Annotated in this window: 26 protein-coding genes; 13 read left to right on the top strand and 13 right to left on the bottom strand. The window is 54.1% G+C overall.

Annotated elements, in window-relative coordinates; genetic code table 11:
* Window positions 1–8: 8 nt before the first annotated feature.
* The 3 genes from OSB_RS09070 to lptF are packed head-to-tail and all read right to left on the bottom strand — an operon-like array spanning window position 9 to window position 4,335.
* Window positions 9–2,105, bottom strand: a complete 2,097-nt coding sequence (locus OSB_RS09070) for an LPS-assembly protein LptD (RefSeq protein WP_049834691.1) — start codon at window positions 2,103–2,105, stop codon at window positions 9–11.
* Entirely contained in the window at window positions 2,105–3,199 is a 1,095-nt protein-coding gene (lptG, locus tag OSB_RS09065) for an LPS export ABC transporter permease LptG (protein ID WP_049834690.1), read from the bottom strand. Before lptG ends, OSB_RS09070 begins: the two co-directional genes overlap by 1 nt.
* Window positions 3,196–4,335 (bottom strand): LPS export ABC transporter permease LptF, encoded by a 1,140-nt coding sequence (lptF, locus tag OSB_RS09060; protein WP_049834689.1) that lies wholly within the window; start codon window positions 4,333–4,335, stop codon window positions 3,196–3,198. The genes lptG and lptF overlap by 4 nt, the downstream gene beginning before the upstream one ends.
* A gap of 144 nt (window positions 4,336–4,479) precedes the next feature.
* On the opposite strand from lptF, the gene OSB_RS09055 reads away from it, so the two are divergent.
* Together OSB_RS09055 and OSB_RS09050 are read left to right on the top strand one after the other, a co-directional pair.
* Window positions 4,480–5,949, top strand: a complete 1,470-nt coding sequence (locus OSB_RS09055) for a leucyl aminopeptidase (RefSeq protein WP_049834688.1) — start codon at window positions 4,480–4,482, stop codon at window positions 5,947–5,949.
* 6 nt (window positions 5,950–5,955) lie between these two features.
* Window positions 5,956–6,414, top strand: a complete 459-nt coding sequence (locus OSB_RS09050; protein ID WP_049834687.1) for a DNA polymerase III subunit chi — start codon at window positions 5,956–5,958, stop codon at window positions 6,412–6,414.
* A gap of 2 nt (window positions 6,415–6,416) precedes the next feature.
* Here OSB_RS09050 and OSB_RS09045 read toward each other — a convergent pair whose 3' ends face one another.
* The 3 genes from OSB_RS09045 to OSB_RS09035 form a co-directional block, all read right to left on the bottom strand.
* Window positions 6,417–6,989, bottom strand: a complete 573-nt coding sequence (locus OSB_RS09045; RefSeq protein ID WP_049834686.1) for a retropepsin-like aspartic protease family protein — start codon at window positions 6,987–6,989, stop codon at window positions 6,417–6,419.
* Window positions 6,990–6,995: 6 nt separating this feature from the next.
* Window positions 6,996–7,622: a MarC family protein gene (locus tag OSB_RS09040; RefSeq protein WP_049834685.1), complete on the bottom strand. Its 627-nt coding sequence runs from the start codon at window positions 7,620–7,622 to the stop codon at window positions 6,996–6,998.
* 90 nt (window positions 7,623–7,712) lie between these two features.
* The gene (locus OSB_RS09035; protein WP_049834684.1) at window positions 7,713–9,569 is read right to left on the bottom strand and encodes an ABC-F family ATP-binding cassette domain-containing protein; all 1,857 of its coding nucleotides are present in this window, start codon (window positions 9,567–9,569) and stop codon (window positions 7,713–7,715) included.
* 288 nt (window positions 9,570–9,857) lie between these two features.
* Here OSB_RS09035 and OSB_RS09030 point away from each other — a divergent pair, with 288 nt between their 5' ends.
* The 3 genes from OSB_RS09030 to OSB_RS09020 all read left to right on the top strand — a co-directional run bounded on the left by OSB_RS09030 (window position 9,858) and on the right by OSB_RS09020 (window position 12,284).
* Window positions 9,858–10,853, top strand: coding sequence for a Hint domain-containing protein (locus OSB_RS09030; protein WP_049834683.1), 996 nt, complete (start codon window positions 9,858–9,860; stop codon window positions 10,851–10,853).
* A gap of 112 nt (window positions 10,854–10,965) precedes the next feature.
* Window positions 10,966–11,388 carry a nucleoside-diphosphate kinase gene (gene ndk / locus OSB_RS09025; RefSeq protein ID WP_049834682.1) on the top strand — a complete coding sequence of 141 codons (423 nt, stop codon included), beginning with the start codon at window positions 10,966–10,968 and terminating at the stop codon, window positions 11,386–11,388.
* 71 nt (window positions 11,389–11,459) lie between these two features.
* Complete coding sequence (locus OSB_RS09020; protein ID WP_049834681.1) at window positions 11,460–12,284, top strand: DMT family transporter; 825 nt, start codon at window positions 11,460–11,462, stop codon at window positions 12,282–12,284.
* Here the strand turns inward: OSB_RS09020 and OSB_RS09015 are convergent.
* Together OSB_RS09015 and OSB_RS09010 are read right to left on the bottom strand one after the other, a co-directional pair.
* Entirely contained in the window at window positions 12,281–12,769 is a 489-nt protein-coding gene (locus OSB_RS09015) for a transglycosylase SLT domain-containing protein (protein ID WP_049834680.1), read from the bottom strand. The genes OSB_RS09020 and OSB_RS09015 overlap by 4 nt on opposite strands.
* A 60-nt stretch (window positions 12,770–12,829) precedes the next feature.
* Window positions 12,830–13,156 carry a TfoX/Sxy family protein gene (locus tag OSB_RS09010; protein ID WP_049834679.1) on the bottom strand — a complete coding sequence of 109 codons (327 nt, stop codon included), beginning with the start codon at window positions 13,154–13,156 and terminating at the stop codon, window positions 12,830–12,832.
* A gap of 620 nt (window positions 13,157–13,776) precedes the next feature.
* Here OSB_RS09010 and OSB_RS09005 point away from each other — a divergent pair.
* The 4 genes from OSB_RS09005 to nadC all read left to right on the top strand — a co-directional run bounded on the left by OSB_RS09005 (window position 13,777) and on the right by nadC (window position 18,645).
* A complete protein-coding gene (locus tag OSB_RS09005; RefSeq protein ID WP_049834678.1) occupies window positions 13,777–14,970 on the top strand; it encodes an OmpA family protein in 1,194 nt (397 codons plus the stop codon).
* 206 nt (window positions 14,971–15,176) lie between these two features.
* The gene (gene nadA / locus OSB_RS09000; RefSeq protein WP_049834677.1) at window positions 15,177–16,226 is read left to right on the top strand and encodes a quinolinate synthase NadA; all 1,050 of its coding nucleotides are present in this window, start codon (window positions 15,177–15,179) and stop codon (window positions 16,224–16,226) included.
* A 5-nt stretch (window positions 16,227–16,231) separates the two neighbouring features.
* Window positions 16,232–17,800, top strand: a complete 1,569-nt coding sequence (locus OSB_RS08995) for an L-aspartate oxidase (RefSeq protein WP_049834676.1) — start codon at window positions 16,232–16,234, stop codon at window positions 17,798–17,800.
* Complete coding sequence (gene nadC / locus OSB_RS08990) at window positions 17,797–18,645, top strand: carboxylating nicotinate-nucleotide diphosphorylase (protein WP_049834675.1); 849 nt, start codon at window positions 17,797–17,799, stop codon at window positions 18,643–18,645. Before OSB_RS08995 ends, nadC begins: the two co-directional genes overlap by 4 nt.
* Before the next feature lie 101 nt (window positions 18,646–18,746).
* Here nadC and OSB_RS08985 read toward each other — a convergent pair whose 3' ends face one another.
* Complete coding sequence (locus tag OSB_RS08985) at window positions 18,747–19,388, bottom strand: glutathione S-transferase family protein (RefSeq protein ID WP_074202213.1); 642 nt, start codon at window positions 19,386–19,388, stop codon at window positions 18,747–18,749.
* 85 nt (window positions 19,389–19,473) lie between these two features.
* The gene (locus tag OSB_RS08980) at window positions 19,474–20,526 is read right to left on the bottom strand and encodes a C4-dicarboxylate TRAP transporter substrate-binding protein (protein WP_158454111.1); all 1,053 of its coding nucleotides are present in this window, start codon (window positions 20,524–20,526) and stop codon (window positions 19,474–19,476) included.
* 197 nt (window positions 20,527–20,723) lie between these two features.
* Between OSB_RS08980 and OSB_RS08975 the strand changes: the two genes are divergently transcribed.
* The 3 genes from OSB_RS08975 to OSB_RS08960 all read left to right on the top strand — a co-directional run bounded on the left by OSB_RS08975 (window position 20,724) and on the right by OSB_RS08960 (window position 24,753).
* A complete protein-coding gene (locus tag OSB_RS08975) occupies window positions 20,724–21,248 on the top strand; it encodes a TRAP transporter small permease (protein WP_049834672.1) in 525 nt (174 codons plus the stop codon).
* Between the two features lie 3 nt (window positions 21,249–21,251).
* Window positions 21,252–22,568, top strand: coding sequence for a TRAP transporter large permease (locus OSB_RS08970; protein WP_049834671.1), 1,317 nt, complete (start codon window positions 21,252–21,254; stop codon window positions 22,566–22,568).
* A 1,714-nt stretch (window positions 22,569–24,282) separates the two neighbouring features.
* On the top strand, window positions 24,283–24,753 hold the full coding sequence (locus OSB_RS08960) for a Dps family protein (protein WP_049834669.1): 471 nt from the start codon (window positions 24,283–24,285) through the stop codon (window positions 24,751–24,753).
* A gap of 94 nt (window positions 24,754–24,847) precedes the next feature.
* Here the strand turns inward: OSB_RS08960 and OSB_RS08955 are convergent, their stop codons facing one another.
* The 3 genes from OSB_RS08955 to OSB_RS16690 all read right to left on the bottom strand — a co-directional run bounded on the left by OSB_RS08955 (window position 24,848) and on the right by OSB_RS16690 (window position 25,495).
* Complete coding sequence (locus OSB_RS08955) at window positions 24,848–25,105, bottom strand: DUF1289 domain-containing protein (RefSeq protein ID WP_049834668.1); 258 nt, start codon at window positions 25,103–25,105, stop codon at window positions 24,848–24,850.
* A gap of 67 nt (window positions 25,106–25,172) precedes the next feature.
* Entirely contained in the window at window positions 25,173–25,337 is a 165-nt protein-coding gene (locus OSB_RS08950; RefSeq protein WP_049834667.1) for a hemin uptake protein HemP, read from the bottom strand.
* Window positions 25,334–25,495, bottom strand: a complete 162-nt coding sequence (locus OSB_RS16690; RefSeq protein WP_158454110.1) for a hypothetical protein — start codon at window positions 25,493–25,495, stop codon at window positions 25,334–25,336. The genes OSB_RS08950 and OSB_RS16690 overlap by 4 nt, the downstream gene beginning before the upstream one ends.
* Window positions 25,496–25,700: 205 nt before the next feature.
* Between OSB_RS16690 and OSB_RS08945 the strand changes: the two genes are divergently transcribed.
* Entirely contained in the window at window positions 25,701–26,588 is an 888-nt protein-coding gene (locus tag OSB_RS08945; protein WP_049834666.1) for a siderophore ABC transporter substrate-binding protein, read from the top strand.
* Window positions 26,589–26,593: the final 5 nt, after the last annotated feature.

Raw genomic sequence — 26,593 nt, 5'->3', positions numbered from 1 at the left:
CTTGGTCTTTAGTTCGTACAGTGACGTGATGGGATACCTGTCGCGTTTCCGGCGCTAAAGCCGTTCAACCCGATCGAAAGCCCAAAGTCCGTGCTTGGCGTAAGTGTAGTGGAAGATGTGAAGCGGCGCGACACCGAAAAATCAACCGTTACACATTCGTTTTGCCAGCCAATTTCCAGACCGGATTGGGTCGGGGCGGTCGAGGCCACGTCATAGCGTGCATCTAGCCCCATCGACCATGTGTTGTTGAAGCGGTAGGTCGTATCGAAGGTCCATTCGGACACGTCCACGGTACGCGATTCGTCCAAATCCGTCGGCAGGAAGATGTAGCCCGCACTTAGGTCGAGTTTGCCACCAGTCCAGCCAGCAAGAGTTTCTGATCGTGTAACGGCGAGGGTGTCATCCACGAGAACACGGCTGTCTACAGTAAAGCCCGCAGGCGTTCGCAATTGTCCCGCGATAAGCCAGTCAGAAGATGTTCCGCGCAGACCCGACGTTTCCGAGAAACTGAGATCAGACGTTTCGCGAAAAACCCGCCCGACAGTTAGCGTGCTGTCCCATCCATTTGTGCCAACACGCGTCCACGACAAACCTGCTGCACCGCGCAGACCTGTTTCAACCGCGTCTTCGCCTGCAAAGCGCGACAGGGCGAGTAAGTTGGCTTGGTCAAATTCCGTCGCGGTGCTGTCTTCGTTGGTTACGGTGTCGCCCTGAACATCGGACCATGCCAGTTGGAACAGTGGTTCCAATACATGGGTCGCTTGGGCGGTTTGGCGGATTAGGGGATAGCGCAATGTGGTTTGCGCATAGATCGTGCTGCGTAAAGTGTCATCTACGAGACTGTCATCACTTACGTTGTAATAGTCGAAATCAAGCCCGAGGGTGCCATCCACCACAAGCCCGTATTGCGTAATATGGTCATCGCGCCACGCGGTTCCAAAGCTCACACGGGCGACGTCACGACCGACCACATCGGTCGCAGTTTCGCGGTAATGACTTTGCATATCAGACGTGAAGCTGAGGGTGCCGCCCCAACTGGGAGTGACGCGGCGTTCCCAGCTGATATCTGCAAGGAGAGGCGGGAGCGTGGCGGAGTTTTCGCCGGATCGCAGTGAACTGTAATAGGTCAGCGAGGCTTGCGTCAGGTCGCGGTCACGCACGCGTTCGAGGGATATCTCGCTGTCGAGACGGTCTTTGTCGGAATAGTCATATTCCAAAAGGTAGTCGTCGTCAGAGGTGTATTCGATGTCAAAATGCAGTTTGATGTCATCCCCAAGGTCAAAGATACCATCAGCAAAGATATATGCCCGTGTTTCCGGCGAAATGTCATCGCGGGTCACAGCAGCATCAACGGTAATGTCCCCGCGCAGAAATGCTTGCCGGTACGCCGCCTCTAGTGTCGTTGTTGAGGTCGACAAGTAGGGGGTTAGGGTCAGATCGCGATGGTCGCCGAGTTTGATAAAGTAGGGGAGCCGAATGCCCGTACCTAAACTGTCGGATGAAGAAATGCTCGGCGTTAACAAACCCGTTGCGCGGGAAAGCGTTGGGTCAGGCAGGCGCATGCGGGGCAGCCAAAAGATTGGAACACCAACAACGCGAAACGACGCATCGTCAAAGTAAAGCTGCTGCTCGTCTTGATCATGGATCACGCGGCGGGCGCGGATCTCCCATAGGGGCGTTTCGCCGCTTTCACAGATTTGACAGGACGTAGCAGCGACTTGGTATAGCTGGGTGTAGCGCCCTTCGACACGATCAACTTGAGACGCAGCCATTTGCAACTGTTCGTTTAGCACCAAACGCGCACCGCGCAGGATGCCGTTTCTAAGTTGCGGATCAAGGGAGGCGCTGTCGGCGGTGAAAATCATGCCGTCAGACCCTGTGACAAACAGCGGACCTTCGATTGTCAGCCTGTCTGTGGCTTGGTCAAATGTGATGCGCTGCGCGGACAGGCGCGTCCCGTCAAAGAAGACCTCAACATTGCCCTGCGCTATAAGCTGTTGCCCGCCAGCGGGGACAAAAACGCTATCGGCAACGAGAGTTGCCGCGCCTTGGGCAGAGGCCAGCATCGGCAACAGCGTAAACAACAAGGTGAGTAAGAAACGCATCAGCCGTCCTCAAGGTGTAACAAAAAGCCAAGGGAGGCTGCGATGGCCGCGATAGGCGGCGCCCAAGCGGCAAGAACCGCAGGAATCTGCCCGTTCTCGCCCAAGATTTGCGCGAAATTGCGTAAAAAGAAAAGCGCGAAACAGATTAGGATCGCAGCTAGGACCATGACGCCTGTTTTCCCGCCGCGTTGGTGTCGCATGGTGAACCCTGCACCAATCAAAACCATGGAAAGCAAGAATGCCGGAAGCGCGAGTTCCATTTGCAGCCACACCTGATGTCGGGTGGCAGAAAAGCCAGCAACTTCAAGGCGTGCAATGAAGGTGGGGAGGTCCCAGATTGGGATCGAGGACGGCACCCCAAAGCTATCGCGGATCTCATCCGCTGTAAGCGTTGAGGGGATGCGTAGGGTTTCGTGAATTGTCGCCCATTGTTCTGCAACGCGGTCGTCGCCCAAGGGCCAGACCTTGGCGTCCGTCAATTCCCATGCGCCAGCCAGCAAGGTTGCGGATGCCGCTTCGATACGCCGGGTTGGGCCGCTTTCAGGTGCGAAGGTGATGAAAGAGACGTTTTGCAATTCGGTCCCATCAAGATTGGACGCAGCAGCACGGATCACGGTTTGTGTGGTTTCATTGCCTTGGCGCAGCCAGAGCCCGTTCTCGGAGATCGACAAGATCGAGGATTCACCGGAACGCAAGGCGGTTTCACGTGCTTCGAACTCTTTTGAGGTTGCCGCAACGATGGGATTGAAGACACCAATTGTGATTGCGCCAATAACGAGCGTCACAAAGAGTGGCGAAAGCAATGCACGTAATGCTGAGCGTCCAGCGGCCCGGGTCACAACCAATTCTGAGGAGCGTGACAATCCAAGGAACATCGCAAGAGTCGCCAGCGCGGTGATCAAAGGCAAGATGCCATAGATACCACCGGGAAGGTTCAGCAAACTCAACTGGAGTAATTCCCAAAAACTTGCCTTGCCGCCAAAACGACGAAGTTGTTCCACGAGGTCAATCAAGACCATCAAAATAAAGAACGAACCAAACGTCGCAGCAAAGGTCCACGCAAACCGACGGGCAAAATAGCGATGAAGGATCATATCGCGACCTCGCTCGGCACTGCTTTGGGGCGGCGTTTGAAGAAATAGGGCCGCGTTGCGATATATAACAAGGCGACAGATATCGCAGCGCCGCTGATACCCGCGAGGTAAACGAACGGCCACAAGGCTTCACCGCCGCGTGCTATGTTGGTGCCAACGCTTTCAAGAACCTTCAATAGGATCACCAGTCCGACGGCAAAGACGATATAGCGCCATAAACCAAAGCGGCTGAATCCACCAACTATCAACGCTGAGAACCCAAGAAGGCTCGCGACAAATCCAAGTGTAGATTGCGCGATCCGGTCATGACCACGAAGCTTCAATGCTAGGGCGGATTGGTTGGTCGACTCCATAATCTCAGGCGTGGGGTTGAGTAGGGCCCAAGTGGACAGGCCGTTCACTGAAGTGGACTGTGGGGTCACGTCGCCAATCAATCCACCAATGTCATAGGCAAAGTCTTCAAACGACGTTGTAAGTAAGCGGTTGGTTTCAACGTTTAGCGTTTGCGTTAGCCCTTCAACCATAACCAACTGCGGACCATTGTCCGTGCGCACAAGGTATGCGCGTGACGCTGTATAGGTTGTGCGTTGGGTTTCAGACGAGGATTCCGAGATGAAGATATCCAGCATCTCGCCGTTCGGGGACACGTCACCAATGTAGAATGTCACGTCTGGGTTGGGTGTCAGAAATTCACCAGGTGTGAGAAGACGTGCGGTCATATTTTGGGAAATCTCAGCCTGACGCAGGATCAGGCGTTCTGTCGAAAGAGGCACAAGGATGTGCGTGAGGATGGACATCAAAATCGCGACGATCAGCCCAAAGTAGACAACGGGCCGCGCAAGGCGAAATGGGGAATATCCTGTTGCTTGAACGACCGTCAGCTCCGATTCCGAGGCCATGCGATTGGTGACGTAAACGGCGGCCACAAATGCAGACAGCGGCAAAACAATGCGAATGATACCGGGCAGGGACAGGGACGTAAGTTCCAAAAACACCCATGCGGACTGACCATCTGCAATGAGGCGGTCAAACAAACTCACTGCGCGGTTGATCCAATAGATCAGCACAAGAATGAGCGAAAAGAACCCAAACAGAACGAGGAGCTGCGACAGCAAATAGCGGTCAAATTTCCCCACAGTCTGTGCCCCCCTTAATTGACATACCAATAGTGGCAACTTGCTACCCCATTTGACGGGCGGACCCAAGTGCTGTCTGGCCTTTGGTGCGGGCGCAAGCTACCAATTGCCTAAAGCAGAAATCCACAACCCAACAGGTGTTCCATGACTGACCTTCCAAAGCTGCAAATTACCGAAACAAACCTGACCGAATTGGCAACGCGCGAAGGCGTGATTGCCGTGTTCGTAACGCCAGACAACGCGCTGGATCAAAGTGCGCGCAAAGTGAACGGTTTGTCGAAAAAGGGGATCATGCGGGCGGTGGATAACCCACAATTTGCCAAGGCTAAGGTGGGTGAGGGCGTTGTTATGTCTTACCCAGTCGGCCTTGCGGCACAGAAAGTCATCGTGGTGAAACTGCCGCGTCGCCCGTCTGTTGAGGAGGCGCGCAAGGCTGGCGCATCTATCGCAAAAGCGCGTGGTGACGGTGACGTTTTGATCATGGGTGGCAACATCGGACGTATGGAACAGGTCGCACTGGGCTGCGCGCTGCGTGGGTATACGTTCACGCCACATAAGACGGGTGAGCAAGACGCGCTTGGCAACATCGAACTGATGGTAAACGCGCCTGACAACATCCAAGCTGTCGCTGACGCTGAGATGGCCGTCGCTGAAGGTGTTGTTTTTACGCGTGATTTGACGAACGAACCTGCCAACGTCCTGACGACAACGGAATTCGCGGACCGCTTGGTTGAGCTTGAAAAGCTTGGCATGAAGGTCGAGGTTCTGGAAGAAGATGAACTTCAAAAGCTCGGCATGGGGTCACTCCTCAGCGTTGGGCATGGCTCTGCGAGCCCATCCAAAGTTGTTGTGATGCAGTGGAATGGTGGCGGAGACGAAGCACCGTTCGCACTGGTCGGGAAGGGCGTTGTGTTTGACACAGGCGGTATTTCACTCAAGCCAGCGGCGGGCATGGAAGACATGACCATGGACATGGGCGGTGCTGGCGTTGTGTCCGGTGTGATGAAAACGCTGGCTTTGCGCAAAGCGAAGGCCAATGTTGTCGGACTTGTCGGCTTGGTTGAAAATATGCCGTCTGACCGTGCAACGCGCCCCGGTGACGTGGTGACATCCATGAAGGGCGACACGATTGAGGTCATCAATACAGACGCCGAAGGGCGTTTGGTTCTGGCCGACGTGATCTGGTACGCACAAGAGCGGTTTGAGCCAACGGGCATCATCAACCTTGCCACGCTGACAGGGGCTGTGATTATCGCACTTGGGCATGAACATGCGGGCGTATTTTCTAACCACGATGAGTTCACCAAAGGCTTCATGAAAGCGGCTTATGCCGAAGGTGAGGGCGCATGGCGTTTGCCGATGTCAGCCGCTTATGACGCGAAACTGAAAAGCCGGATTGCTGATATGAAGAACGTCGGTGGTCGCGATGCAGGGTCCATCACAGCGGCGCAATTTATTCGCCGTTTCGTCAAAGAAGGCATGCCGTGGATCCATCTTGATATTGCCGGCGTAGCATCGGTTAAGGCTGAAACTGCACTGGCACCTGCTGGCGCGACTGGCTGGGGTGTTATGGCGATTAACCGCTTTATCGCAAACGCTTACGAGACGGAGTGAATGTAAGTGGGCGCTGCGTACTTCTACCATCTGACAAGTGCATCGTTGGAACAGACGTTACCGATGTTGCTTGAAAAATCTCGTGGTGCGGGATGGGTGGTTGAGGTGCGCGGTGTTGATCGGGGTGCGATGGAGCGCCTCGACCAAGCGCTCTGGGGCGGCCCGCCCGAGGCGTTTTTGGCGCATGGGCTGGCAGGTGGAGACAACGACCCCGACCAACCCATTTTGTTGACATCAGGTGAAGTTGCCGCGAACAAACCAAGCTGTGTAATGTCGGTGCATGGCGCTGACATCAGCGCCGACGAGGTGAATGCAGCTGAACGGGTTTGTGTGTTGTTTGATGGCTACGATGGGGATGCATTGGCCAAGGCGCGGACCCAGTGGAAAACCCTGACGGATGCGGGGTGTTCTGCACAGTATTGGTCGCAAGATTCGGGTCGCTGGGAAAAGAAAGCCGAGAAATAACCTTAGCGGTTCAAGATCAGCACATCGCGGCGGATCTCAATAGACTCAAACCTGCTGAGGTAAGACATACCCAACAGCGAGCTTTCCATTTCGCCAGAGTTCACGCTGGCACGCACACGGGTGTCACGCATATCGCCCAAATCAACGGTGTCCAAACGGACAGGGGCTGTTGCGACTTCACCATTGGCGGTGAATGCCGTTCCGATAAAGGCGAGGTTTTCGGGATCAAGGCCGACGCGTTTTGCATCTTCTCGCGTCAACACGACTTGGCTGGCGCCGGTATCAACCAGAAAATCAATCGGCACATCGTTGATCCGCAGGGTCAGCCTGAAATGATTGTCAGCGCCTTTGGGAACTTCAATTCGGCTATCGATGAAGGTCGGTTCTCTCTGGACGAAGTTGCTTGAGAGCGAATCCCATTGGCCGGAGAACATGAACATTCCGCCAAATATCGCAATCCAGATCAATGCGTTACGTAGCTGCGTGCTGTTACTAAGGATTGAACCAAAGAAGGACAGGCCAAGGATCGCGAGGAAGGCCAGCGCGATGAGTTGTCCTGCGTCCAGCCCAAACATCTGTTTTTAAGTTCCCAGTCCGAACGAGCTTAACCCGTCGAGGACAAACTGAACCGAAAGCGCTGCGAGAAGCATGCCGAGCAGGCGGGTCACGACAGAAATGCCGGTTTTCCCAAGTAAGCGTTCGATAGTAGTTGAGCCGAGGAACAGCACGAAAACGATGGCAAGCACGGCAAGAAGGACGCCCATAACGGCAAAGAAGCCGACTGTGTCACTTGTCTGGCCAACAAGCAGGATGATCGTCGCAATCGCCCCAGGACCCGCGATAAGAGGGATAGCGAGGGGGAAGACGGACGGGTCGTCGTCATGGTGTTCGTCATCATCTTCAGCCTGATCTTCGCGGCGTTTTTGACGGCGCTCAAACAACATATCGAGGGCAGTGATAAAGAGCAGGATACCACCCGCGATACGGAAGGCAGGCATAGAGATACCGGCAAATTCCAGAATGCCCGTGCCGAACAGCGCGAACAGTAAGAGAATGCCGATTGAAACAAGGCACGCACGCACCGCAATAGCACGACGTTTTTGCGCTGACATGCCCGCGGTCAGGGCGACAAACAAAGGCGCGAGACCGATGGGGTCTATGACCACAAAGAGCGCGACGAAGGCGGTGATGAGAAAATTGGGATCCATGTGAGCGATCCTTTACGGGCGAAGCGCCCGACGCAAGGGGGGACGCTCCGCGGGGGATATTTTTGAAACAAAAGCAGGGTTAAGAAAGAGTTACTGCTTTTCTGCGGCGTCAAGTTTTTCGAGTGCCATCATCCAAAGACTTTCGGCCTTTTTCAGCGCGTCACGGACCTCGGCATATTTGCGGTTCCATGTTTCAAGCTCACCCTTGCGGGCGTCTTCATAAAGCACAGGATCTGCCAGCTTCTTGGAAAGCTTGTCGGCCATGTCGTTGATTTTGTTGACACGTTCTTCGCATTTACGCACCTCGGCCTTCATCGCAAGAAGCTGATCGCGTGAGGCTTTCGGCTTAGCCGGTTTTTTCGGTTTTTCTTTGTCGGCTTTGCGCGTGTCTGGCGTTAGCAGCATTTTGCGGTACGCCTGAAGGTCGTCGTCATAGGTGGCGACGCGGCCGTCTTTGACCAGCCAGAGGCGGTCGGCGACCATTGATAGAAGGTGCATATCGTGGCTGACGAGGATCACAGCGCCCGTGTAGGCAGTGAGCGCTTCGACCAGCGCTTCGCGCGATTCGATGTCGAGGTGGTTTGTCGGCTCATCGAGGATGAGAAGGTGAGGGGCGTCGAGTGTCGCCAGCAGTAACGACAGGCGGGCCTTTTGGCCACCAGACAGGCGGCCAACTTCGGTTTCGGCTTGGTCAGCACCAAGGCCAAATCCGGCAAGGCGCGCGCGCAGTTTTGCACCGCCTTCTTTGCCGCGCTCGCGAAACAGGTGGTCGAGCGGGGTTTCGTCGACGTAAAGCTCATCCACTTGGTGCTGCGCAAAGAAGCCGATCCGCAGCTTGTTGGAAGATTCGAATTTGCCGCCCATCTTTTCAAGGCGACCAGAGAGCAATTTAGACAGCGTGGATTTGCCTTCACCGTTCCGACCCAGAAGCGCGATGCGGTCATCTTGGTCGATGCGCAGATCAAGTTTATCCAACACGATCGTTTCGCCGTACCCGACAGACACGCCTTCAGTGGCGATAATAGGAGGTGACAGTTCTTCGGGCTTGGGGAAGGTGAAAACCGTGCGAGCCGCGTCTTCGGGAGCGCGAATTGTTTCCATCTTTTCAAGAGCTTTTACGCGAGACTGGGCTTGCTTAGCTTTGGAGGCTTTGGCTTTGAAACGATCAACGAAGGCCTGCAAGTGCGCGCGTTTTGCGTCTTGTTTCTTGGCGGCTGCGGACAGCAATGCACGTTTCTCAGCGCGTTGTTTTACGAACATATCGTAGTTGCCGGTGTAGTAGATCAGGCCCTTGTCCTCGAGGTGCAGGATGCCGCCAACAGAGCGGTTCAGCAATTCGCGGTCGTGGGACACGATCAGCACGGTGTGCGGATATTTGACGAGATACGCCTCAAGCCAAAGCGCACCTTCAAGGTCGAGGTAGTTGGTCGGTTCATCGAGCAGCAGCAGATCAGGTTCGGAGAACAGCACAGCGGCGAGGGCCACGCGCATACGCCAACCGCCAGAGAAAGCGGAACAAGGCTGCAGCTGTTCGGACGCGGTAAATCCAAGACCTTTAAGGATCTGGGACGCGCGAGCTTCGGCAGACCATGCGTCAATATCGGTCAGGCGGTTTTGAATTTCTGCGATGCGGTTCGGCTCTGTGGCGGTTTCTGCTTCAGCCAGCAGGTCCACACGTTCAACATCTGCCGCCAAAACGGTGTTGATCAGGGAAACCTCATTGCCGGGCACTTCTTGAGACACACCACCGATTTTCCAGCCCTTAGGCAGGTCGATTTCACCCGTATCCAGAACCATTTCGCCGCGAATGATGCGAAACAGCGTGGTCTTACCCGTGCCGTTGCGTCCTACAAGGCCAACCTTATGGCCCGCAGGAATCGTGACGGATGTGTTTTCCAGCAATGTGCGGCCGGCAACGGAATATGTGATCTCGGAAATTTTTAACATGAAGGGGCAGTGCCACGGGTGGCGGGGGGCGTCAATCGGGGGTTTTGATCGCGGCGGATAAGTGTGGTCGAATTTGTTTGGTAGAATTGTTGCGTAACAAACGACGTTAAGAGGAAAAACCTCCTGTTCATATGGTTCTTTGAGAATGTTAGGTTAACGCCCAGGCCACTCAATTATTGCGAAGTCGTTCCAAGTTTAGACACATTTCACCTTTAGGTTGTTTTTTGAAGCTAGGGGGCAGGACGCGTCGTGCCGACTGTTAAACTGCAACTGAAATAGGTATTAGCTATGCCACAGTATTCCGCTACGGCATTTCAATGGTCCGGAACTGGTTATAACGCGCTGTATAACACATCATATACCGCGACGATTGATGATGACGATTCAACGCTGGATGGTGCTTCGGACACCAATGAAACCGTCAGTATCAATGGCGGTGCCTTCAATGCGTCCACTGGGCAACCTTACGATATCGATATTTCATTTACAGACGTTAACGGTGACCCGCACGTTGAGACCTTCTACTTTGTCTTCACGAACGGCAGTTGGTACTTCATCCCTGGTCCCGGATCTGAGTTTAGCGTCGGCGCGACTTTGGGATCATATCAAAGCCACACCACGACTGGCACGCCGTACAGCACGATCACGTGTTTTGTGCGCGGCACGCTTATAGACACAAAGCACGGATTGATGCCTGTCGAAGATATCCAAACGGGTACTGAAGTCCTTGTGGCTAATGGCTGTTATAAACCCTTACGCCGTGTCCTGAGCCGAAAAATTAGAGCAAAGGAACTTCAAGAGAACACAAAACTAGCGCCTGTCCGTATTATGGCGGGGGCGATCGCGCTGGGAGTGCCTTCGCGTGACCTCTTGGTTTCCCGCCAACACCGGATGCTGATTTCTTCCAACATTTGCGAACGTATGTTTGGCGAACCAGAAGCGCTGGTTGCCGCGATCAAGTTGACAGAGCTGCCTGGCATCCATTGTGAACCCGCGAACAAAGGGATGGAGTACTTCCATCTATTCTTTGACCAACACGAGGTTATCTTCGCGGAAGGGGCACCAACGGAAAGCTTCTACCCCGGCCCTGAAGCGTTAAAAGCCCTTAGCCCTGAGGCACGCACTGAAATCTCATGCATTTTCCCCGAGGTTGATGAGCATGGTTTTGAACCTAAGGCCGCCCGCTACATTCCTTCTGGAAAACGTCAAAAGGCGCTCATTGCGCGGCACTTAAAAAATCGCCAGCCAATGCTGCAAGCCGAAAAATTTCATGCAAAGCACTGATAAGTATTGCAGCGCACTGCATCTGTATTGGCAAGGCGATAAGACACCTTTCCAACGCATCCGCCCCATGCTAGCAGGCGCGCAATTCATTCAACCTACATGAGGTCCTCAAATGGCTATCCAGCGTACATTCTCCATCATCAAACCAGACGCAACTAAGCGTAACCTGACAGGCGCGATTGCTGCCAAGTTCGAAGAAGCTGGCCTGCGCATCGTAGCGTCCAAGCGTATTCAGCTGTCCCTTGCACAAGCACAAGAATTCTACGGCGTACACTCCGAGCGTCCATTCTTTGGCGAACTGACAGAATTCATGATCTCCGAACCAATCGTTGTTCAGGTTCTTGAAGGCGAAGACGCAATCGCGAAAAACCGCGAAGTTATGGGCGCAACGAACCCAGCGGACGCGGCAGACGGCACAATCCGTAAGGAATTCGCACTGTCCATCGGCGAAAACTCCGTACACGGTTCCGACGCTCCTGAGACTGCTGCAGAAGAAATCGCATTCTTCTTCTCCGGTCTTGAGCTGGTCGGCTAAGCCACCTAGCATTTGGTTTAAGGGCCCCGTTGGATTGATCCGGCGGGGCCTTTTTCATTTTAGGATACCCTATGCAACTATTCGCCTTGATCGCTGTGACAATGTGCGCCTTTGCTGCCAATTCTATTTTGGCGCGGGCAGGGGTCTTTACCTTTGAGATGGAGCCGTTGCTGTTTGCAGGGGTGCGACTGGCGAGCGGGGCCGCGATGTTGGCCGTGCTGGTTTTGATGCGTGGGGGATGGGCGCGGGTTAGTCGTGCGCGGGTCATCACTGCAAGCACGCTGTTATTGTATTTGGTTCCCTTTTCCATTGCTTACCTGACGCTTCCTTCGGGCGTAGGCGCGTTGATCCTGTTCGGGATTGTGCAGATCACCATGTTTGGCGGATCGTATTTGGCTGGCACACAGCCAAATGCGCGCCAATGGGTGGGCATGGCCGTCGCAATGGCGGGGCTGGGTTGGCTGTTGTGGCCAACGGAAAGCATGACGTTAGACGTAATGGGTGTCGTCTTTATGGTGGTGTCCGGCTTTGGTTGGGGCGTGTTTTCCATGCGTGGCCGCGGCAGTCAGGACCCGCTGGGCGACATGGCGCTTAGCTTTGCTTTATGCGCACCTGTGGCGCTGGTTTTGATGTTGATTGGCACGGGCTGGTCGCTGGGTGGCCTGATTTGTGCGGTGCTTAGTGGTGCGGTGATGTCTGGCTTGGGCTATGCGCTTTGGTATAGGGTTTTGCCGCAAGTGGCGGCCACGACCAGCGCCGTTGCACAGTTGAGCGTACCCGTCATCGCAATCGTCGCAGGTGCCATTTTGTTAAACGAAACCATTACGTTGGATGTGGTTGTGGCGTCAGCTGTGGTGCTGGGTGGGATCGCCGTTTCGGTCCTCAAACGCGCCTAACAGTCGCGGCGAACTTCGCTGGATCGCAGTCGGGTTTCCACCAACATGCAGCGATCTCGGGCCTCGTAGTAGTAGCCACGAGCGTACCACTGAACGGCAGTATCGATGTCTCCATTCGACAAAAGCCACGCACCGCGCAGGTAGCGTCCTGCGTACAAAAGGTTCGTTTCCGCATCGAGCAGTCCACTTGGTGCGCCTGTGAATCCCATCTGACCCGCAGTTTCTGGCAAGATTTGCATCAACCCGTAGTACGGCCCATTGCGCGCACTGGCGCGATAGTCGCTTTCGCGCTGTATCACGGCGTGAAGCAACGCCTCGGGGATGTTGTGAATGGCCGCGTATTTTACGATCAGGGATCGCATTTCTATCGTTTCACCAGGGTGTAACGCGGCTTGGGGCGCTGAAATCGGGGCTACGGGCGATGCCGTTTCAGGTGTGGAGCAAGCGGCCATACCAAGAAGGGGGATTAGGAAAAGGTGCTTCATGACCCAAGACGTAGCCGTAGATTGTGGGGCGTGAAAGCGACGGGCAGGTAAAGGCGCGGGTTACCGCCGATCAATCAGGCCGATTTGGTCCATGAAAGCGTCCAATTCCGACTTAGGCGCATTGAAGTGGGACGCCTTGATAGCATCAAACTTTACCCGCAACGCCTTCTTTTCTTCGCCTTTGCAATCATTCCAAGGCCGTCCCTGAAGCGCCATATGGAGGGCGTAGTAGCCAATAAAATGGGGGCGGTTACCTGTTTCCAGCAGCTTTGCATAGGCAGCATCCGCACCCATTTGGCGCAGGTCCTCTGCGGTCATGATGCCCGCCGCATTGTACATCGCTTCGGATGCGGGGCCGATGTTTCTGATGGAGGAAATGGCTGCCATTCACACAGCTTAAGCGTCAGACGAAAAAAGGGCCAGAGGGGGCGCGGCAGGATGCTGGAGTACATCTGCGCGGCGCACCGTCTGGCCTGAATGTTGTCACCTGAGGGGGAGAAAAGGCGACAGGGTCGTTCTGAAACTGAGGGGTTCGAGCTAGATGCTCGCGAAGTCCTTAAAGACTACGGGCTTTGGCGGACCTGGTCGGCGCTGCGTGCCGTTCGGGGAAGGTCGCTGCTGCGTTGCCGTTACGGGTGTTGGTGTTTGAGTCGGCATTGGGCCGCTCCTTCTTCTGCTACTTATTGCCTCGTGTCGGCGGGGGAGCCGCCGGTCGTTCAGCCTCTTGAAGGGCCATAATATGAGCAAAACGCGGCTTCGTGTTTAAGCGGTGGCGCAAATGTGGCGCGAATGTGGCGGCGGGTTCTTGTGATGCAAAAGACACGCGCATTCAATTGACCCTTGTTTCTGTGGGTAATTCAGGACCCGAACTGTGGATAAGCCACATTATGTTGATAAAAAGGCTAGCCAGAACACCAAATACCTTTAAAAGGTCAATATGTAGGAAATGTGTGCTGCCCGTTGAATTTAACGCATTTCGAGCGGAATAACTGTTCTGGGGGGAACGGATGACTAATAAAATCATAAAAAACTTGCCTTGGATTGCGCCGACGGTGGCGATTTTGGCCGTTGGGTCTGGGTTCATGGACCGTATCAACGTGTCATTTGATGGCGGCGCAGAAGAGGTGGCACAAACAACGCCACTCGAGACGGTTGAAGCCGCTGCAGCGGCACTTGCCGCCGTGCAGCCAGTTGACGACGTAGCGCCATTGACGCCCGCCGAGCCTGAAAACGTGTCTGAGCAGTTGGCGGTCTTGCTGACCGAGAGTAACGACGTCGAAGTGACCCGCAGCGCTGGGTTTTCAATCGACACGCTCGAACAGGCGCGCGACGTAGCCTTGGGCGAAGAGGCAGCAACAGCAGCACCTGAAGCAGGGCCCGTCGGAACAGACTTTTTCGCAGCGGCACAAGAAAGCCTTGCCCGCGACAACCAATGTGTCGACGAGTTGCGCATTCTGGCGTCTCAGGCGCGGGTGTATTTCCCAAGCGGTGGTTTGACAGGCTCACAAGAAGGTCTTGGCCAAGCTCGTATTTTGGGACTTTTGGCGCAGCAGTGCCCAGGTGTGACCATTCGTGTCGAAGGGCATTCTGACCCGTCTGGCGATCCGATCATCAATCAACGACTAAGCCTTGAACGCGCTGAAGCCGTGGTTGCACGTGTTGCGGCCTCTGGTGTTGATGCGCATTTGTACGAAGCAGTGGGCCTTGGTGATGCGATCCCATCTTTGGTCAGTGGGCCACAGCCATCCGCATTTTACGACCGTCGCGTCGAATTTTCGGTTGTTGAGACCGCACAGCAGGCCAGCTTCGTTGCGCCGTCCTTTGAAACATCTGGCACCCAGTTTCAGGTTGCTGCCTGTGTGTCACAGCTCGAAGCGGCCGTGCAGGGGGCTTCGATTGAATATGCACCACGCGGCATGATCGTCGAAGATGCTGATTTCGCGTTGGCAAGTGAACTGGCATCTATCGCCGCAAATTGCCCACAGGCGCGATTGCGTCTTATCGGACAGCATTCTGATGTGGCGTTTTCTGGTGAAGACAGTTCTACAGGCCGCCTTCGCGCAGCTGTGTTGATGACAAAACTGGTGAACGCCGGGTTCCCTTCGGAACAACTGATCCTTGGTGCTCCATCAGATTCGCGCCCGCTTGAAGGGTTCAGCGACAGCCGTGTTGATTTCGCAGTGATCCGCGAAGAGCTTTAAAACCAAATCAAAACATGTGAACGCGCCCGACTTTGTGTCGGGCGTTTTCGTTTGATCGAGGCGGGGCGGCCGATGCAAATGCGTTTACCTGACAATCTGTCAAAATCGCGCTTTTGCCGCTTATGGCAGGCTGTGCGGATCAACTCAGTTGTGTAGATTTCAAAGAAGATAAATCTACCCGCTCTTATTCCTTTCGGAGGGTGCCCATGTTGGACCTTGTAAACTTACGTTCAGAGCTTTCAGAGAACTATGACCTGAGGCCCTCTGCGGCGTTGGCCGAGTCCATGGGAGATATCTATCGGAAGATGGACCGTGTCGTAACGCCACTGGATTGGGTGAATTTTGCGCCCTATGTGAAGGCCATCAACGAGCTCAAGAAAAAGCGCAACGCCGTTATTCTTGGCCACAATTACATGACGCCAGAGATCTATCACGGTGTTTCGGACTTCGTCGGAGACAGTCTTCAGATCGCCATGAAAGCGCAGGAGGTCGATGCAGAGGTCATCGTTCAAGCCGGCGTTCACTTCATGGCGGAAACCACCAAGATCTTGTGCCCCGAAAAGACCGTGCTGATGCCTGATATGGAAGCCGGCTGTTCCTTGGCCGAAAGCATCACCGCGGATGGCATTGAAGAAATGCGCGCCAAATACCCCGGCGCGCCTGTTGTGACCTACGTGAATACCACGGCTGATGTGAAGGCAGCGTCCGATATTTGCTGTACCTCGTCGAATGCGCTTCAAATCGTGGATGCGTTGGACAGCGATACGGTCATCATGACGCCAGACCAATATCTGGCGCAGAACGTTGCCAATCAAAGCAAAAAGAACATCGTGTATTGGCCCGGTTCCTGCATCGTTCATGAACAATACACAGCCCAAGACCTTAAAGACTTCCGCGAATGGAACCCCGGCACACGTCTGATCGCGCATCCAGAATGCCCGCCTGATGTTGTAGCCGAAGCTGACTTTAGCGGCTCGACCAGCGGGATCATCAAATATGTGACTGATGAGAAGCCTGAAAAAGCCATGTTGATTACGGAATGTTCGATGGCGTCCAACATCGCTGACGAACTGCCAGAGGTCGACTTTGTCGGGCCCTGCAACATGTGCCCGTACATGAAAAAGATTTCGTTGGAGAAGATTCTTTATGTTCTGCACACCATGGAAAACAAAGTAGAAGTTGACGAAGCGGTCGCTGAAGGCGCGCGTTTAGCCGTGCAAAAGATGATCGATATGTCGCGGAAGTTGGGCCTGTAATTCAGATGAAAACCATCGACACAGATCGCATCGTGATTATCGGTGCGGGCCTTGGTGCGCTATATGCGGCGTTGAAGCTGGCGCCGCACCCCGTTGTTCTGATTTCGCCGGAAACACTTGGCGAAGGCGCGAGTTCGGCTTGGGCGCAAGGCGGTGTTGCTGCCGCGATGGATTCCGATGACAGCCCCGTAAACCATGCTGAAGATACGATTAGCGCAGGTGCGGGCACGGTTGATCCAAAGGTCGCGAAACTGGTTACGCAAGAGGCGCGCGATCACATCCTTGATCTTACCGCACTTGGTACGCCCTTTGATCGCACGGATCAGGGTGGCTACGTGTTATCTCGCGAAGCTGCGCATAGTTTCGCGCGGGTGGTACGGGTGAAAGGCGATCAGGCCGGCGCAGAAATCATGGCCGCATTGATCGAAACCGTACGTGAAACGCCAAGCATCCAAGCACTTGAGGGTGTAATGGCCGTCGATCTTGAGGTCGAGGATGACCGGATCATTGGTGTTGCTGTTCAAGCCGCCCATGATACGCCGTCTGCCTCGATCATGTTACGCGGCGCATCTATTCTTGTAGCGGGTGGGGGCTCGGGTGGGCTTTATGCGCAAACGACAAATCCGCATCGTATTCGCGGGCAGGTCATCGGCATGGCCGCACGCGCAGGGGCGGTTATTGCGGACCCTGAATTCGTGCAGTTTCACCCGACGGCGATGGACGTCGGCGAAGACCCCGCGCCACTTGCGACTGAGGCGTTGCGCGGCGAAGGCGCGATCTTGATCAACAAGGACGGCAAACGTTTCATGCTTGATGTGCATGAAGACGCCGAACTGGCACCGCGTGACATCGTTGCGCGCGCGATCTTTGAACAGACACAAGCTGGCAATCGACCGATGCTCGACACGACCACGGCAATTGGCGCTGAAATTTCTGAGATGTTTCCATCCGTCACCCAAGCCTGTCTGCGCAACGGCATTGATCCTGCAGTCGATCCTATCCCCGTTGCCGCAGCTGCGCATTACCACATGGGCGGCATTGCCACGGATATTAACGGCAAGGCGAGCTTGGACGGGCTTTGGGTGTGCGGAGAGGCCTCATCAACGGGGCTTCACGGTGCGAACCGGCTTGCCTCCAACGGGTTGCTTGAGGCCTTGGTTTACGCGCGTATTTGCGCTGAAGGGATCATAAGCACACTTGCGCCCGTCAAAGACGCCCCCTTGATCGCGCTTACATTTGGCGGCGGTGGGACCCCACCAGATGCCGAAGCGGTTCAGGAATTGCGCCAGACCATGACCAACTGTGTCGGTGTGGTTCGTGACGCCAAAGGACTTAAAACGGCGTTGCGCACAATCGAACGGCTTGAGCAGCACCACGGTGATAGCCTGTCGTTCCTGAACATGTGCGCCACTGCGACCTTGATCGCAGCGGGGGCCTTGCTGCGCGAAGAAAGCCGCGGCGCCCATGAGCGGATTGATTTCCCCGACACCCGCGCTGATCTTGCGCAATCCACGCAGCTTACTCTCGTTGATGCGATGGCATACCGAACCAAAATTTGCGGAGAACCAGCATGAGCTTTGCAACCGTTCCAGACCTGATCCTCGAACCGATGGTACGCAACGCCCTGCTCGAAGACCTTGGCAGCTACGGCGACATCACGACCCGCACGGTCGTCGCCCAAGACGTCACCTACACAGCCCAAATCAACGCGCGTGAAGACGCCATCGTTTCTGGCATGCAGATCGCGCAAATCGCATTCAAACTTGTCGATCCGACCCTTACGGTGACCACCCATAAAACCGACGGATCTTTATGCTCTGCTGGTGATGCGTTGATGACGATTGAAGGCAGCGCGCGGTCTATCCTGTCTGCAGAACGCGTCGCGTTGAACTTTGCGGGTCGTCTAACTGGTATCGCGACAATGACTGCGGGTTTTGTAGCCGAAACCAAAGGAACCAAAACAAAGGTTACCTGCACGCGCAAAACAACACCTGGATTGCGCATCGTTGAAAAGCTCGCCGTGCTTCATGGCGGTGGTTCAAACCATCGATTCAGCTTGAGCGACGCGATCATGATTAAGGACAATCACATCGCGGCCGCAGGCGGCGTAAGGGCTGCTTTGGAAGCCGTTAAAACCAACGCCAGCCACATGATGGCCGTTGAAATCGAAGTCGACAGGTTAGATCAATTGGAAGAAGTCTTGGAGGTTGGCGGTGCAAGTGTTGTCTTGTTTGACAACATGGATAACGACGCGCTGCGAAAGGCCGTCAGCATGGTTGATGGCCACATGACTACCGAAGCGAGTGGCAACGTTGTGCGAAACCGCATTGCCTCGATCTCTGCCACGGGTGTGGATTACATTTCCTCGGGCGCATTGACCCATTCTTCGCCAACTGTGGACCTTGGTCTCGATTTTTGACGCGCTCGTCTTCAGTGGCCGGCGCGTTGATGCTGGGACATTGGTACCTAAATATTGCCTGTAGCGGCCGTTAGTTTCGCTTGATTGAACACGACTTAGGTTCAACTCGTTACCGTGAACCCGTTTAAATCACCACGAAGTTCATCGTAGCTTATCATCACGCAGTTTTGGAACGCGGGGCGATCTCGTAGTCGGTGTAACCAGCGTTGGATTGCGGGTACATCTTTCCGGTCCCAATCGATGTCAAAGATGCGATGCATTACTGGTCCCATCGCAATTTCCGCTGTCGAAAACTCAGTCCCGTTTAGCCAATCAACGGTGGAAAGGCGTGACTCAATCACGGCTAGCGCGGCGTTCAAGATATCGGATTGTTGTTCCAAAATGTCCTTGTTGCGCGTTTCTTTGGGTAGCCGCACCGTCTGATAGAATACCGAAATGAACGGCGGTTGAAGTGTCGATGTAACGAACTCCATCCACTGGTCGGCGACGGCGTCATAGCCAACCGGACCGTTAGAGCGCGCTAAATGACGTAGGATCGCGTGGCTTTCCCAAAGCGAAAAGTCGCCGTCCTGCCAGACGGGAACACGGCGGTTTGGGTTCATTTGTGAAAACGTAGATGTACCCACTTGGCCGTAGGTAAAACCTGCGTCGATCCGCTCGTAGGCACGCCCGATTTCGGCCAGCATCCACATGACCTTTTGAACATTGACCGAAGACTTTCGGCCCCAAAGTACTGGCGTCATGTCATTACCTCAGTGGTCGCCGTGGGCGAATTTGGGTGCGAAGGGGCGGCCCGAAAGCCGCCCCTTCAGAGATGTTATGGAAGTATCAGTCGATTGCGTATTCCACGGGCATTTCAATCCCCGCATCACTGATCGCTGAGAGGTACGCATTGAGAACCTCGGTCCCAGGCATTCCGCGACCATCGGCTTCTTTGGCTTGTTGGTTTGGAAAACCAACGAGGCTTTGCGCCCAAGCGGTCCGCGTATCTGCCGACAACTCAGTGATGGTTGCGCCGGCCTCTGTTAAGCCATTCAATCCCCACGCTTGGCGCGCATTGAGGCTCTCACCAGCTTGCGCTTCATATGCTGCACCAACTTCCATCAGGATCGTCTGCAAGTCAGCTGGAAGGCTGTCAAATTTCCGCTGGTTCATCGTAAGGGCGTTAATCCCAACCGCGCCGAAGCCGACGAGTTTGTAATGCGGCGATGGCTCGTGGTATTTGAAGCCAAAGTACGCGGACGGCAAAATTAGCCAACCGTCGTATACGCCAGTTGAGAGCGACAAGTATCCCTCAGGGAATGTAGACTGAACGGGCACGCCGCCAGCGAACTCGATCCAGGGCAAGTTCGGACCTGCGCCTGCGATTTTAACGCCTTGAAGGTCTTCAATCGTGTCCCAAGGTTCGGTCGTTCCAAGGTGGTAATTGTCCCACCCGTGAAGCCCCAACAGGACTTGGCTGTATTCGTTTTCGAATTGTTCTGTCAGCCAAGGGACCGCGTCGTAGGTCGCGCGCGCCGCTGCAATCGCGTCATTGGAGTCCTGTGGGCCGAACGGCGCATAGTACGGAAAGTTGTGCAGGAACAGTTTTGCCGGCTCAAAGCACATGCAATATCCGCCAATATCCAGCACGCCGTTCTGGACGGATTCGAGTGTCTCGGCGACGCCGGCAATTGATCCGCCATAAGCCTGTACAAAGGTCACGGTATGACCGGCAGCTTCTGCGCGCTTAATAACTTCAGGCACGAAAAAGTTTTCCATATCAGAGACATAAGCAGCGGGCGCACTTGGGTGCCCGGCGCCGATACGGAATGTAAAGTCATCAGCTGAGACCATCCCTGCTGATACTATCAGTGTCATCGCTGTTGTCATCGTTTTCATCATAATTTCCTCCCAGAAATCTCAATCAAACCCTTTGGCTCATGTCGATAGCCGCCAAAAGACCCATAGATTTTAGACCAGGTTGCCCTTTGTTCGGTGTTCAAATTTGTTGATAAGCGCCATCCGATTATGTTGATTGTTCAGCCGGAGGTTGTTGTTAGCGTGGTTGGAATCGGGTCACTGCTTTGGGAGGGGTTATGACAGCCGCTGTAAAACTGGCGCGAGCAATTCACATATTTTCGTCTTTTTGGGTTTTGGCGCTCGCATTGTTGATCCTTGCGGATGTTTTTGGGCGTGAATTTCTGAACAACCCCATTCTTGGCACCAAGGAGCTGATCCAAAACTCGGTTGTGTCGATTACCTTCCTACAAATTCCTCTTGCGATTTATTCAGGCTCGATGCTGCGGACGTCCATCTTCTCGGATGCTTTACCACCGCTCGGTCGCCGTCTGTTGCGCACCGTAGGGTCGCTCCTTGGGCTCATCCTTTTCTTGGGGTTGGTTTGGAGCACATGGCCATCTTTTTGGGATGCCTACCGGATCGGGGAATATGAAGGAGAGGGGGCGTTGCGCGTCCCAACTTGGCCCGTGCGCGGAACGGTTTTGGTGGTCTCGCTATTTGCGATGTTTGCCTATGTTTCGATGATCTATTTCGATTGGACTGGGCAACTGGAATCCGAAGAATCCGCCCCGACCACCGGCAAAAAACAGATGGAGATATAACTCATGGGCGGTGACATTGTTCTTTTGATGCTCGGCCTTCTGGTTTTCCTCATTGTTTTGGGTACGCATATTGGCGTGGCCTTGGCGCTTTGCTCTGGGCTCGGCGTTTTCTTGATACTTGGATCATTTGAAGCCGCCGTTTCGGTCCTTGGCAACACCGCATATGAAGCGGTCCGAAAAGATGTTTTTGCCGTTATTCCGCTGTTTGTCTTGATGGGGGATCTAATATCGAGGTCGGGGGCGGCGTCAGATCTGTATCGGATTTGCGATCGTGGCCTGAAACGTTTGCCGGGACGTTTGGCGATTGCGACTATCGGGGGAAATACCGTCTTCGCAGCTGTGACGGGCGTTTCCATCGCTTCGGCGGCGGCATTTTCGCGTATCGCCTATCCCGAGATGATGCGAATTGGCTATAAGCAAACCTTTGCACTTGGTGCTGTGGCAGGGTCTGCATGTCTTGGAATGTTGATTCCACCGTCTGTTTTGCTGATCGTTTGGGCGATATTGATGGAAATGTCGGTTGGCGCGTTGTTCATCGCGGGCGTCATTCCGGGGATACTATTGGCTCTTTTGTTCATTGCCTATGTTATGATTGCAGCGATCCGACAGCCGGAGATCGCGCCGGCGTTCTCCGGTGAATTGGTCGAAATGACACCCGCGGAATCCCGTTCCGAATTGATCGGTGGCTTTGGCATCATTGGTCTGATCGTTCTTGTGATCGGCGGCATCTGGACAGGGTTTTTCACCCCAACCGAGGCCGCTGGATTTGGAGCGATTGGGGCGCTGCTTATTGGCATCATCAAGCGAATGAGCTTCAAGGACTTTGTTGAAGCGATCATTCAGGCTGGCCGCACGACCGCGCCGATCATGTTTTTGCTGATCACGGCGTCGATGTATTCACGGCTGCTTGCAATTGGCGGTGCTGTGAATTTCATCCAAGGGCTGTTCTTGGGTGCAGGACTTGAGCCATGGGCCATTATCGCATTGATGATGTTGGTCTGGCTGGTGCTTGGGATGTTGATCGACAGCGTTTCGATCATCCTTCTAACGGTTCCGATTTTCGCGCCGATGGGCGTTATTCTGGGCGTTGATCCGTTGGCTTTCGCGATATTCGGCATCTTGGTGATCGAGGCAGGGTTGTTGTCACCGCCGTTCGGATTGTTGGTTTACACCGTGCGGGGATCTGTCCCAGACGAAACCGCCACCCTAGGTAAAATCTTCAAGGGGTCATTCCCGTACTTTCTGTTGATCTTGGTTGCGGCCCTATTGGTTCTTTTCTTTCCATTTTTGTCTACGTGGCTACCTGCCGCAATTATGTAGAGAACATTGCTGTCACTTACCGTTCGCGACATATCAATAGTTCAATTCGGTGTGGCTACTTATCGCGCGGTCGGATTGAACCTCGGGCACGCGAGAACAACTTGCAAAATGGGCGAGGGGCTTAGCCTTGAAGAGGGTTTCGTAACAGTCGTCGGGGTTTAGACACTCCTTGCGCACAAGCGCAGTAATGCCGTGTGAACGCCCAAACCATCATGAAAATACCAACCAGCTAGTGCTTCCTGGAACGGAAATTACGCTGCATTCAAACGAACGAAGTTACGTAGCTCATTGATGTGTAGGGAAGATTTGGCTCCGGCGGTAGGGAACGGAGCCATCTACAATTAAACTGTAAGTCGTTGAAAATTATATATATGATCGCGACGTAGCCGTGGATGATGCCGCAGTTTGATGTATCACTTTGTAACGTACGGCGAATGGTGATGCAACTGGCCCAAACGCGTTTCGGAGTTGTTTCTTGCATCGAAAAAAGTGCTTGGATGGAGACTAAGTTCGCGCTCGAAATTATCGACGCAAGGGGGCAGGTGTTCCGTGATTGAGCTGTCGATAGATCGCTGACGGATCGCGAAAACTGAAAACCCATCTCAACGCATTGCAATAGTGGTTCAAGAATATTCAACGATGTGAGATTTTCCGGCGTAAAACGATAGCTGCAACGCAGAGTGAAAACTGAACTTAGCGGGAAACGCGATGGCGGCTCCTCGGGATTAAATGGCCATTGGCCGCATTCAACCCAAAATAACTCTCGAGTTGAATCCTTCCAAGAAGGGTCGTTTTTGGAACGCCGAACTTCCTAAAGCAGACGCTCGCTGCGCCGCGCATGGATGGCAGCTCTGCGGGACGGAGCGGACATTGACGCATGTCTATCCGATGGCTGCTTCTTGAATGGTACTGGCATGGGAAAAAACCATGAGGCAGGAAGCGGAGCGATGCTGTAATGGCCACGAAGGTTTGCTTTGTGGGTGTCGTCTATGTGCTCATAGTTCAGCCGATGACTATAAGTGTTGGTAAAGGTGCGCCACGAATGCCGCCCAATTTCAACGTTTTCTGGCATGCTCAACTCCGCCGTTCAAAACCAGTAAGGGAGGTTTTCTAGTGGGGCTTGATATTTCCGATAATAATAGTCAAGTATGAACTTTCTGCGATGAACAACCTAAACAGAGTGCCCCATGACCCAAGTCCAACAGATTGAAGTGGTTGAAGAAGTTTCTGCTCAGCTACGAGAAACAGGGGCGGGCGCGTTTTTGAATCATCTTCGCTTCACAGCCATGCAGTGTCGAACAAAACCCCAAACGGAGTTGTTTCAAGCCTGCGCTTTGCTTCAGGTGTCCCGAAGTGATTGCCAAGCGGCCCATTCAGAGGCGTTGATGCGCTGTCTGGGGCAGGCGCTCGGGCAACCGGCGCGGCTGTTGGCGCCTGGTACGGCGGAAATGACATTTGATGAACGATGGTTGGTTCAAGTGGGAACGGCCTGTGCTGATGGTGATGATCTAAGTCTCGCGTTTTTGTTGCGGTCCCGGGTGGCCCATGAAAACCGGAGATTGATCACTTTTTTGATCAGGCGAATAGCTGACTGTTTCTCTCTGAATTAGAACTATTCTAAAACTCTTGCAATCCGAAATGCGGGCGCTACTCTTAGTGTCAGCAAGCCAGTGACGTTGTCGCAAGCCAGCTTTTCATTCGCAGGAGTAAAAAGATGACACAGACCGCAACCGCGCTGTCTACGGACGCAAAAACCGCAATTGTCGAAGCCTTGAACCAGTCCGTTGCCGAGACGGCGGTCGCGACGATGTTGGCGCAGAATTTCCACTGGAACGTGACAGGCATGGGCTTTGGCCCGCTTCATGACCTGTTCCAGAAAATGTATGAAGATCACTTCATCGCACAGGATGATCTGGCAGAGCGGATCAAAGCACTTGATGCCCACGCTGAAGGCACGCTTGCAGGTATGTTGGCGCGTTCAAAGGTCAAGGAACATGACGGCCACGCCACGGATAAAGAAATGATCAAAGCGATGCAGATCGCCCAAGAAACATTGGCCGCGACGCTGGTTGGTGCTGGGGCCATCGCGGCTGATCACGGCGATACGTTGACCGAAGACCTTTGCATTGCACGTGGCCAAACCCACGAAAAATTCGCGTGGTTCTTGCGGGCCCACCTCAGCTAACAGCCGCGTCCCCGCGGCTTAAGTGCGAAGGAAGCCACCGAGCCAGCCAGCCACCTATCGGCAGCAAGCAAGCCCGGTCGCCACCCAAGCGGGGTCAAGCCAAGTCCTTTTCCACGGCGACTGGCTTGACCTTTTTCTTTGCGCATTTCTTGTTATATTTCGATGTCCAATGACTGTATTTCCCCAGCCTATCCTGTTGTTGGATCAACATTTCAACAAAGGCTTCTCGGCTTTTGTTCTTCTTTAGCTCTTTGAACAAAGATTTCTGTGCTTTGGTCATCGAACACCCGAGGCAATGGCCTTCTCGTTTGAACTTACACACATCAACACAAGGGCTAGGCGTTTTCGGCATTCGGTTTTCCTTGCTTGGCAAGCAGCCGTATTGCCGCTTGATGCTAGGTCTTTGATCGCGGGGTAAGTTACTTGGTGAGGATCAATTTTCCCGCACGCGTAATGCGCAGAAAATAGGATTGATCGCCCAATATGATGCAGGCGGGACGCCCATCGGGCATCAACTCTTGTGCGTCGTATGTTTTAGGGCGGCGGGGCTCATGGGTAACGGTAGGAACTGCGACATCTGTCATTGTATACGCCCTTCGTCTAAGAGCCTGTCCATAACAAGTTCGGCTACGCCCAATGACGCGGCCCCTTCGCCAAGCATGGTTTCAAGTAATTCATTCTTGTCCAACGAAAGCGGTTTCGCCGTTGGTGTTTTGGATGGTTTCTGTGTTCGCCAGACCATGACGTTTCTCCTGAGTGGTTCTGGTCTGGGCTCTCCAAATAGGTTGGCTAGGACCGGCTGTATATTACCTGATTAAATTAGTCGGAAATATAACGCAAGGGGGCTAATCCCTCTGGACATTAGAAAAATGCAGTTCTATCCACGGGGCAATCTGCAAAGCCAACCGTTTTGGTCAGCCATGCCTTCACACAAAAGGATGACTGATATGTTTCGTGCATTTGCACTTTCCCTAACCGTAATGACCATGCCTGCATTTGCAGAAACGGTTGAAATTGATACCTACATTGGTGCGGCAGAAGTCACCGTTCAGCCCGATCGGATTGCGGTGTTTGATATTGCTGCGTTGGACACATTGGATGCGCTTGGCATTGAAGTAGATGGCGTCGTGTCGCCGTTGTCAGTGGACTACGTTTCCGACACGGCCGAAGGCGCGGACCCCGTTGGCACATTGTTTGAACCCGACTATGAGGCGATTGCTGCGGGCGGATATGATTTGCTGATCGCAGGCGGTCGCTCGTCACGTGTTGTGCCAGAGCTTTCCGAAGTTGCATCAACCATTGATATGACTATCTGGGAAGACACCGTTGGGCAGGGCCTTGCGCGTTTGAACGCCTACGGTGAGATCTTTGGCAAGCAAGACGAAGCCGCAGCATTGCAGGTGACGTTTGAAGACGCTCTGGATGCGGCCAAGGCTGCTGTGGCTGATGAAGGCAGTGCATTGATCGTGATGACGAACGGCCCGACTGTTTCGGCATATGGCGCCAATGGCCGTTTTGGCTGGCTGCACACGGCGCTTGAAATTCCGGAAGCCGTCGAAGCAGTCGAACAGGCGACTCACGGCGAGGCGATCAGCTTTGAGTTCATCCGCGATGCCAACCCGGATGTGCTGATCGTGATCGACCGTGCAGCCGCAATTGGTCAAGAAGGTGATGCAGCTGCTATGACCTTGGACAACGTTTTGGTTCACGAAACAGCTGCTTGGTCAAACGACAAGGTGATCTATCTGAACAGCGCCAATGTTTACATCGCGAACGGTGGCATGCAGTCCATGACACAGATCGTGTCGCAGTTTGCGACCAAATTCGCGGACTAACTGGC

The sequence above is a fragment of the Octadecabacter temperatus genome (genome assembly GCF_001187845.1).
GTDB lineage: Bacteria > Pseudomonadota > Alphaproteobacteria > Rhodobacterales > Rhodobacteraceae > Octadecabacter > Octadecabacter temperatus.
The sequence above is the reverse complement of the archived record's forward strand: the minus strand, read 5'-3'. Positions and strand labels throughout refer to the sequence as shown.

Coding starts and splice junctions, on each gene's coding strand:
- OSB_RS08960 (WP_049834669.1), top strand. CDS start 24,283: ATGACACAGACCGCAACCGCGCTGTCTACGGACGCAAAAACCGCAATT.
- OSB_RS08980 (WP_158454111.1), bottom strand. CDS start 20,526: ATGAAAACGATGACAACAGCGATGACACTGATAGTATCAGCAGGGATG.
- OSB_RS08970 (WP_049834671.1), top strand. CDS start 21,252: ATGGGCGGTGACATTGTTCTTTTGATGCTCGGCCTTCTGGTTTTCCTC.
- OSB_RS16690 (WP_158454110.1), bottom strand. CDS start 25,495: ATGGTCTGGCGAACACAGAAACCATCCAAAACACCAACGGCGAAACCG.
- OSB_RS09020 (WP_049834681.1), top strand. CDS start 11,460: ATGCAACTATTCGCCTTGATCGCTGTGACAATGTGCGCCTTTGCTGCC.
- OSB_RS09035 (WP_049834684.1), bottom strand. CDS start 9,569: ATGTTAAAAATTTCCGAGATCACATATTCCGTTGCCGGCCGCACATTG.
- OSB_RS09045 (WP_049834686.1), bottom strand. CDS start 6,989: ATGTTTGGGCTGGACGCAGGACAACTCATCGCGCTGGCCTTCCTCGCG.
- OSB_RS08995 (WP_049834676.1), top strand. CDS start 16,232: ATGAAAACCATCGACACAGATCGCATCGTGATTATCGGTGCGGGCCTT.
- OSB_RS09055 (WP_049834688.1), top strand. CDS start 4,480: ATGACTGACCTTCCAAAGCTGCAAATTACCGAAACAAACCTGACCGAA.
- nadA (WP_049834677.1), top strand. CDS start 15,177: ATGTTGGACCTTGTAAACTTACGTTCAGAGCTTTCAGAGAACTATGAC.
- OSB_RS09005 (WP_049834678.1), top strand. CDS start 13,777: ATGACTAATAAAATCATAAAAAACTTGCCTTGGATTGCGCCGACGGTG.
- OSB_RS09030 (WP_049834683.1), top strand. CDS start 9,858: ATGCCACAGTATTCCGCTACGGCATTTCAATGGTCCGGAACTGGTTAT.
- OSB_RS09070 (WP_049834691.1), bottom strand. CDS start 2,105: ATGCGTTTCTTACTCACCTTGTTGTTTACGCTGTTGCCGATGCTGGCC.
- OSB_RS08950 (WP_049834667.1), bottom strand. CDS start 25,337: ATGACAGATGTCGCAGTTCCTACCGTTACCCATGAGCCCCGCCGCCCT.
- OSB_RS08975 (WP_049834672.1), top strand. CDS start 20,724: ATGACAGCCGCTGTAAAACTGGCGCGAGCAATTCACATATTTTCGTCT.
- OSB_RS09040 (WP_049834685.1), bottom strand. CDS start 7,622: ATGGATCCCAATTTTCTCATCACCGCCTTCGTCGCGCTCTTTGTGGTC.
- nadC (WP_049834675.1), top strand. CDS start 17,797: ATGAGCTTTGCAACCGTTCCAGACCTGATCCTCGAACCGATGGTACGC.
- OSB_RS08945 (WP_049834666.1), top strand. CDS start 25,701: ATGTTTCGTGCATTTGCACTTTCCCTAACCGTAATGACCATGCCTGCA.
- OSB_RS08955 (WP_049834668.1), bottom strand. CDS start 25,105: ATGCCGAAAACGCCTAGCCCTTGTGTTGATGTGTGTAAGTTCAAACGA.
- OSB_RS09015 (WP_049834680.1), bottom strand. CDS start 12,769: ATGAAGCACCTTTTCCTAATCCCCCTTCTTGGTATGGCCGCTTGCTCC.
- lptG (WP_049834690.1), bottom strand. CDS start 3,199: ATGATCCTTCATCGCTATTTTGCCCGTCGGTTTGCGTGGACCTTTGCT.
- OSB_RS09010 (WP_049834679.1), bottom strand. CDS start 13,156: ATGGCAGCCATTTCCTCCATCAGAAACATCGGCCCCGCATCCGAAGCG.
- OSB_RS08985 (WP_074202213.1), bottom strand. CDS start 19,388: ATGACGCCAGTACTTTGGGGCCGAAAGTCTTCGGTCAATGTTCAAAAG.
- ndk (WP_049834682.1), top strand. CDS start 10,966: ATGGCTATCCAGCGTACATTCTCCATCATCAAACCAGACGCAACTAAG.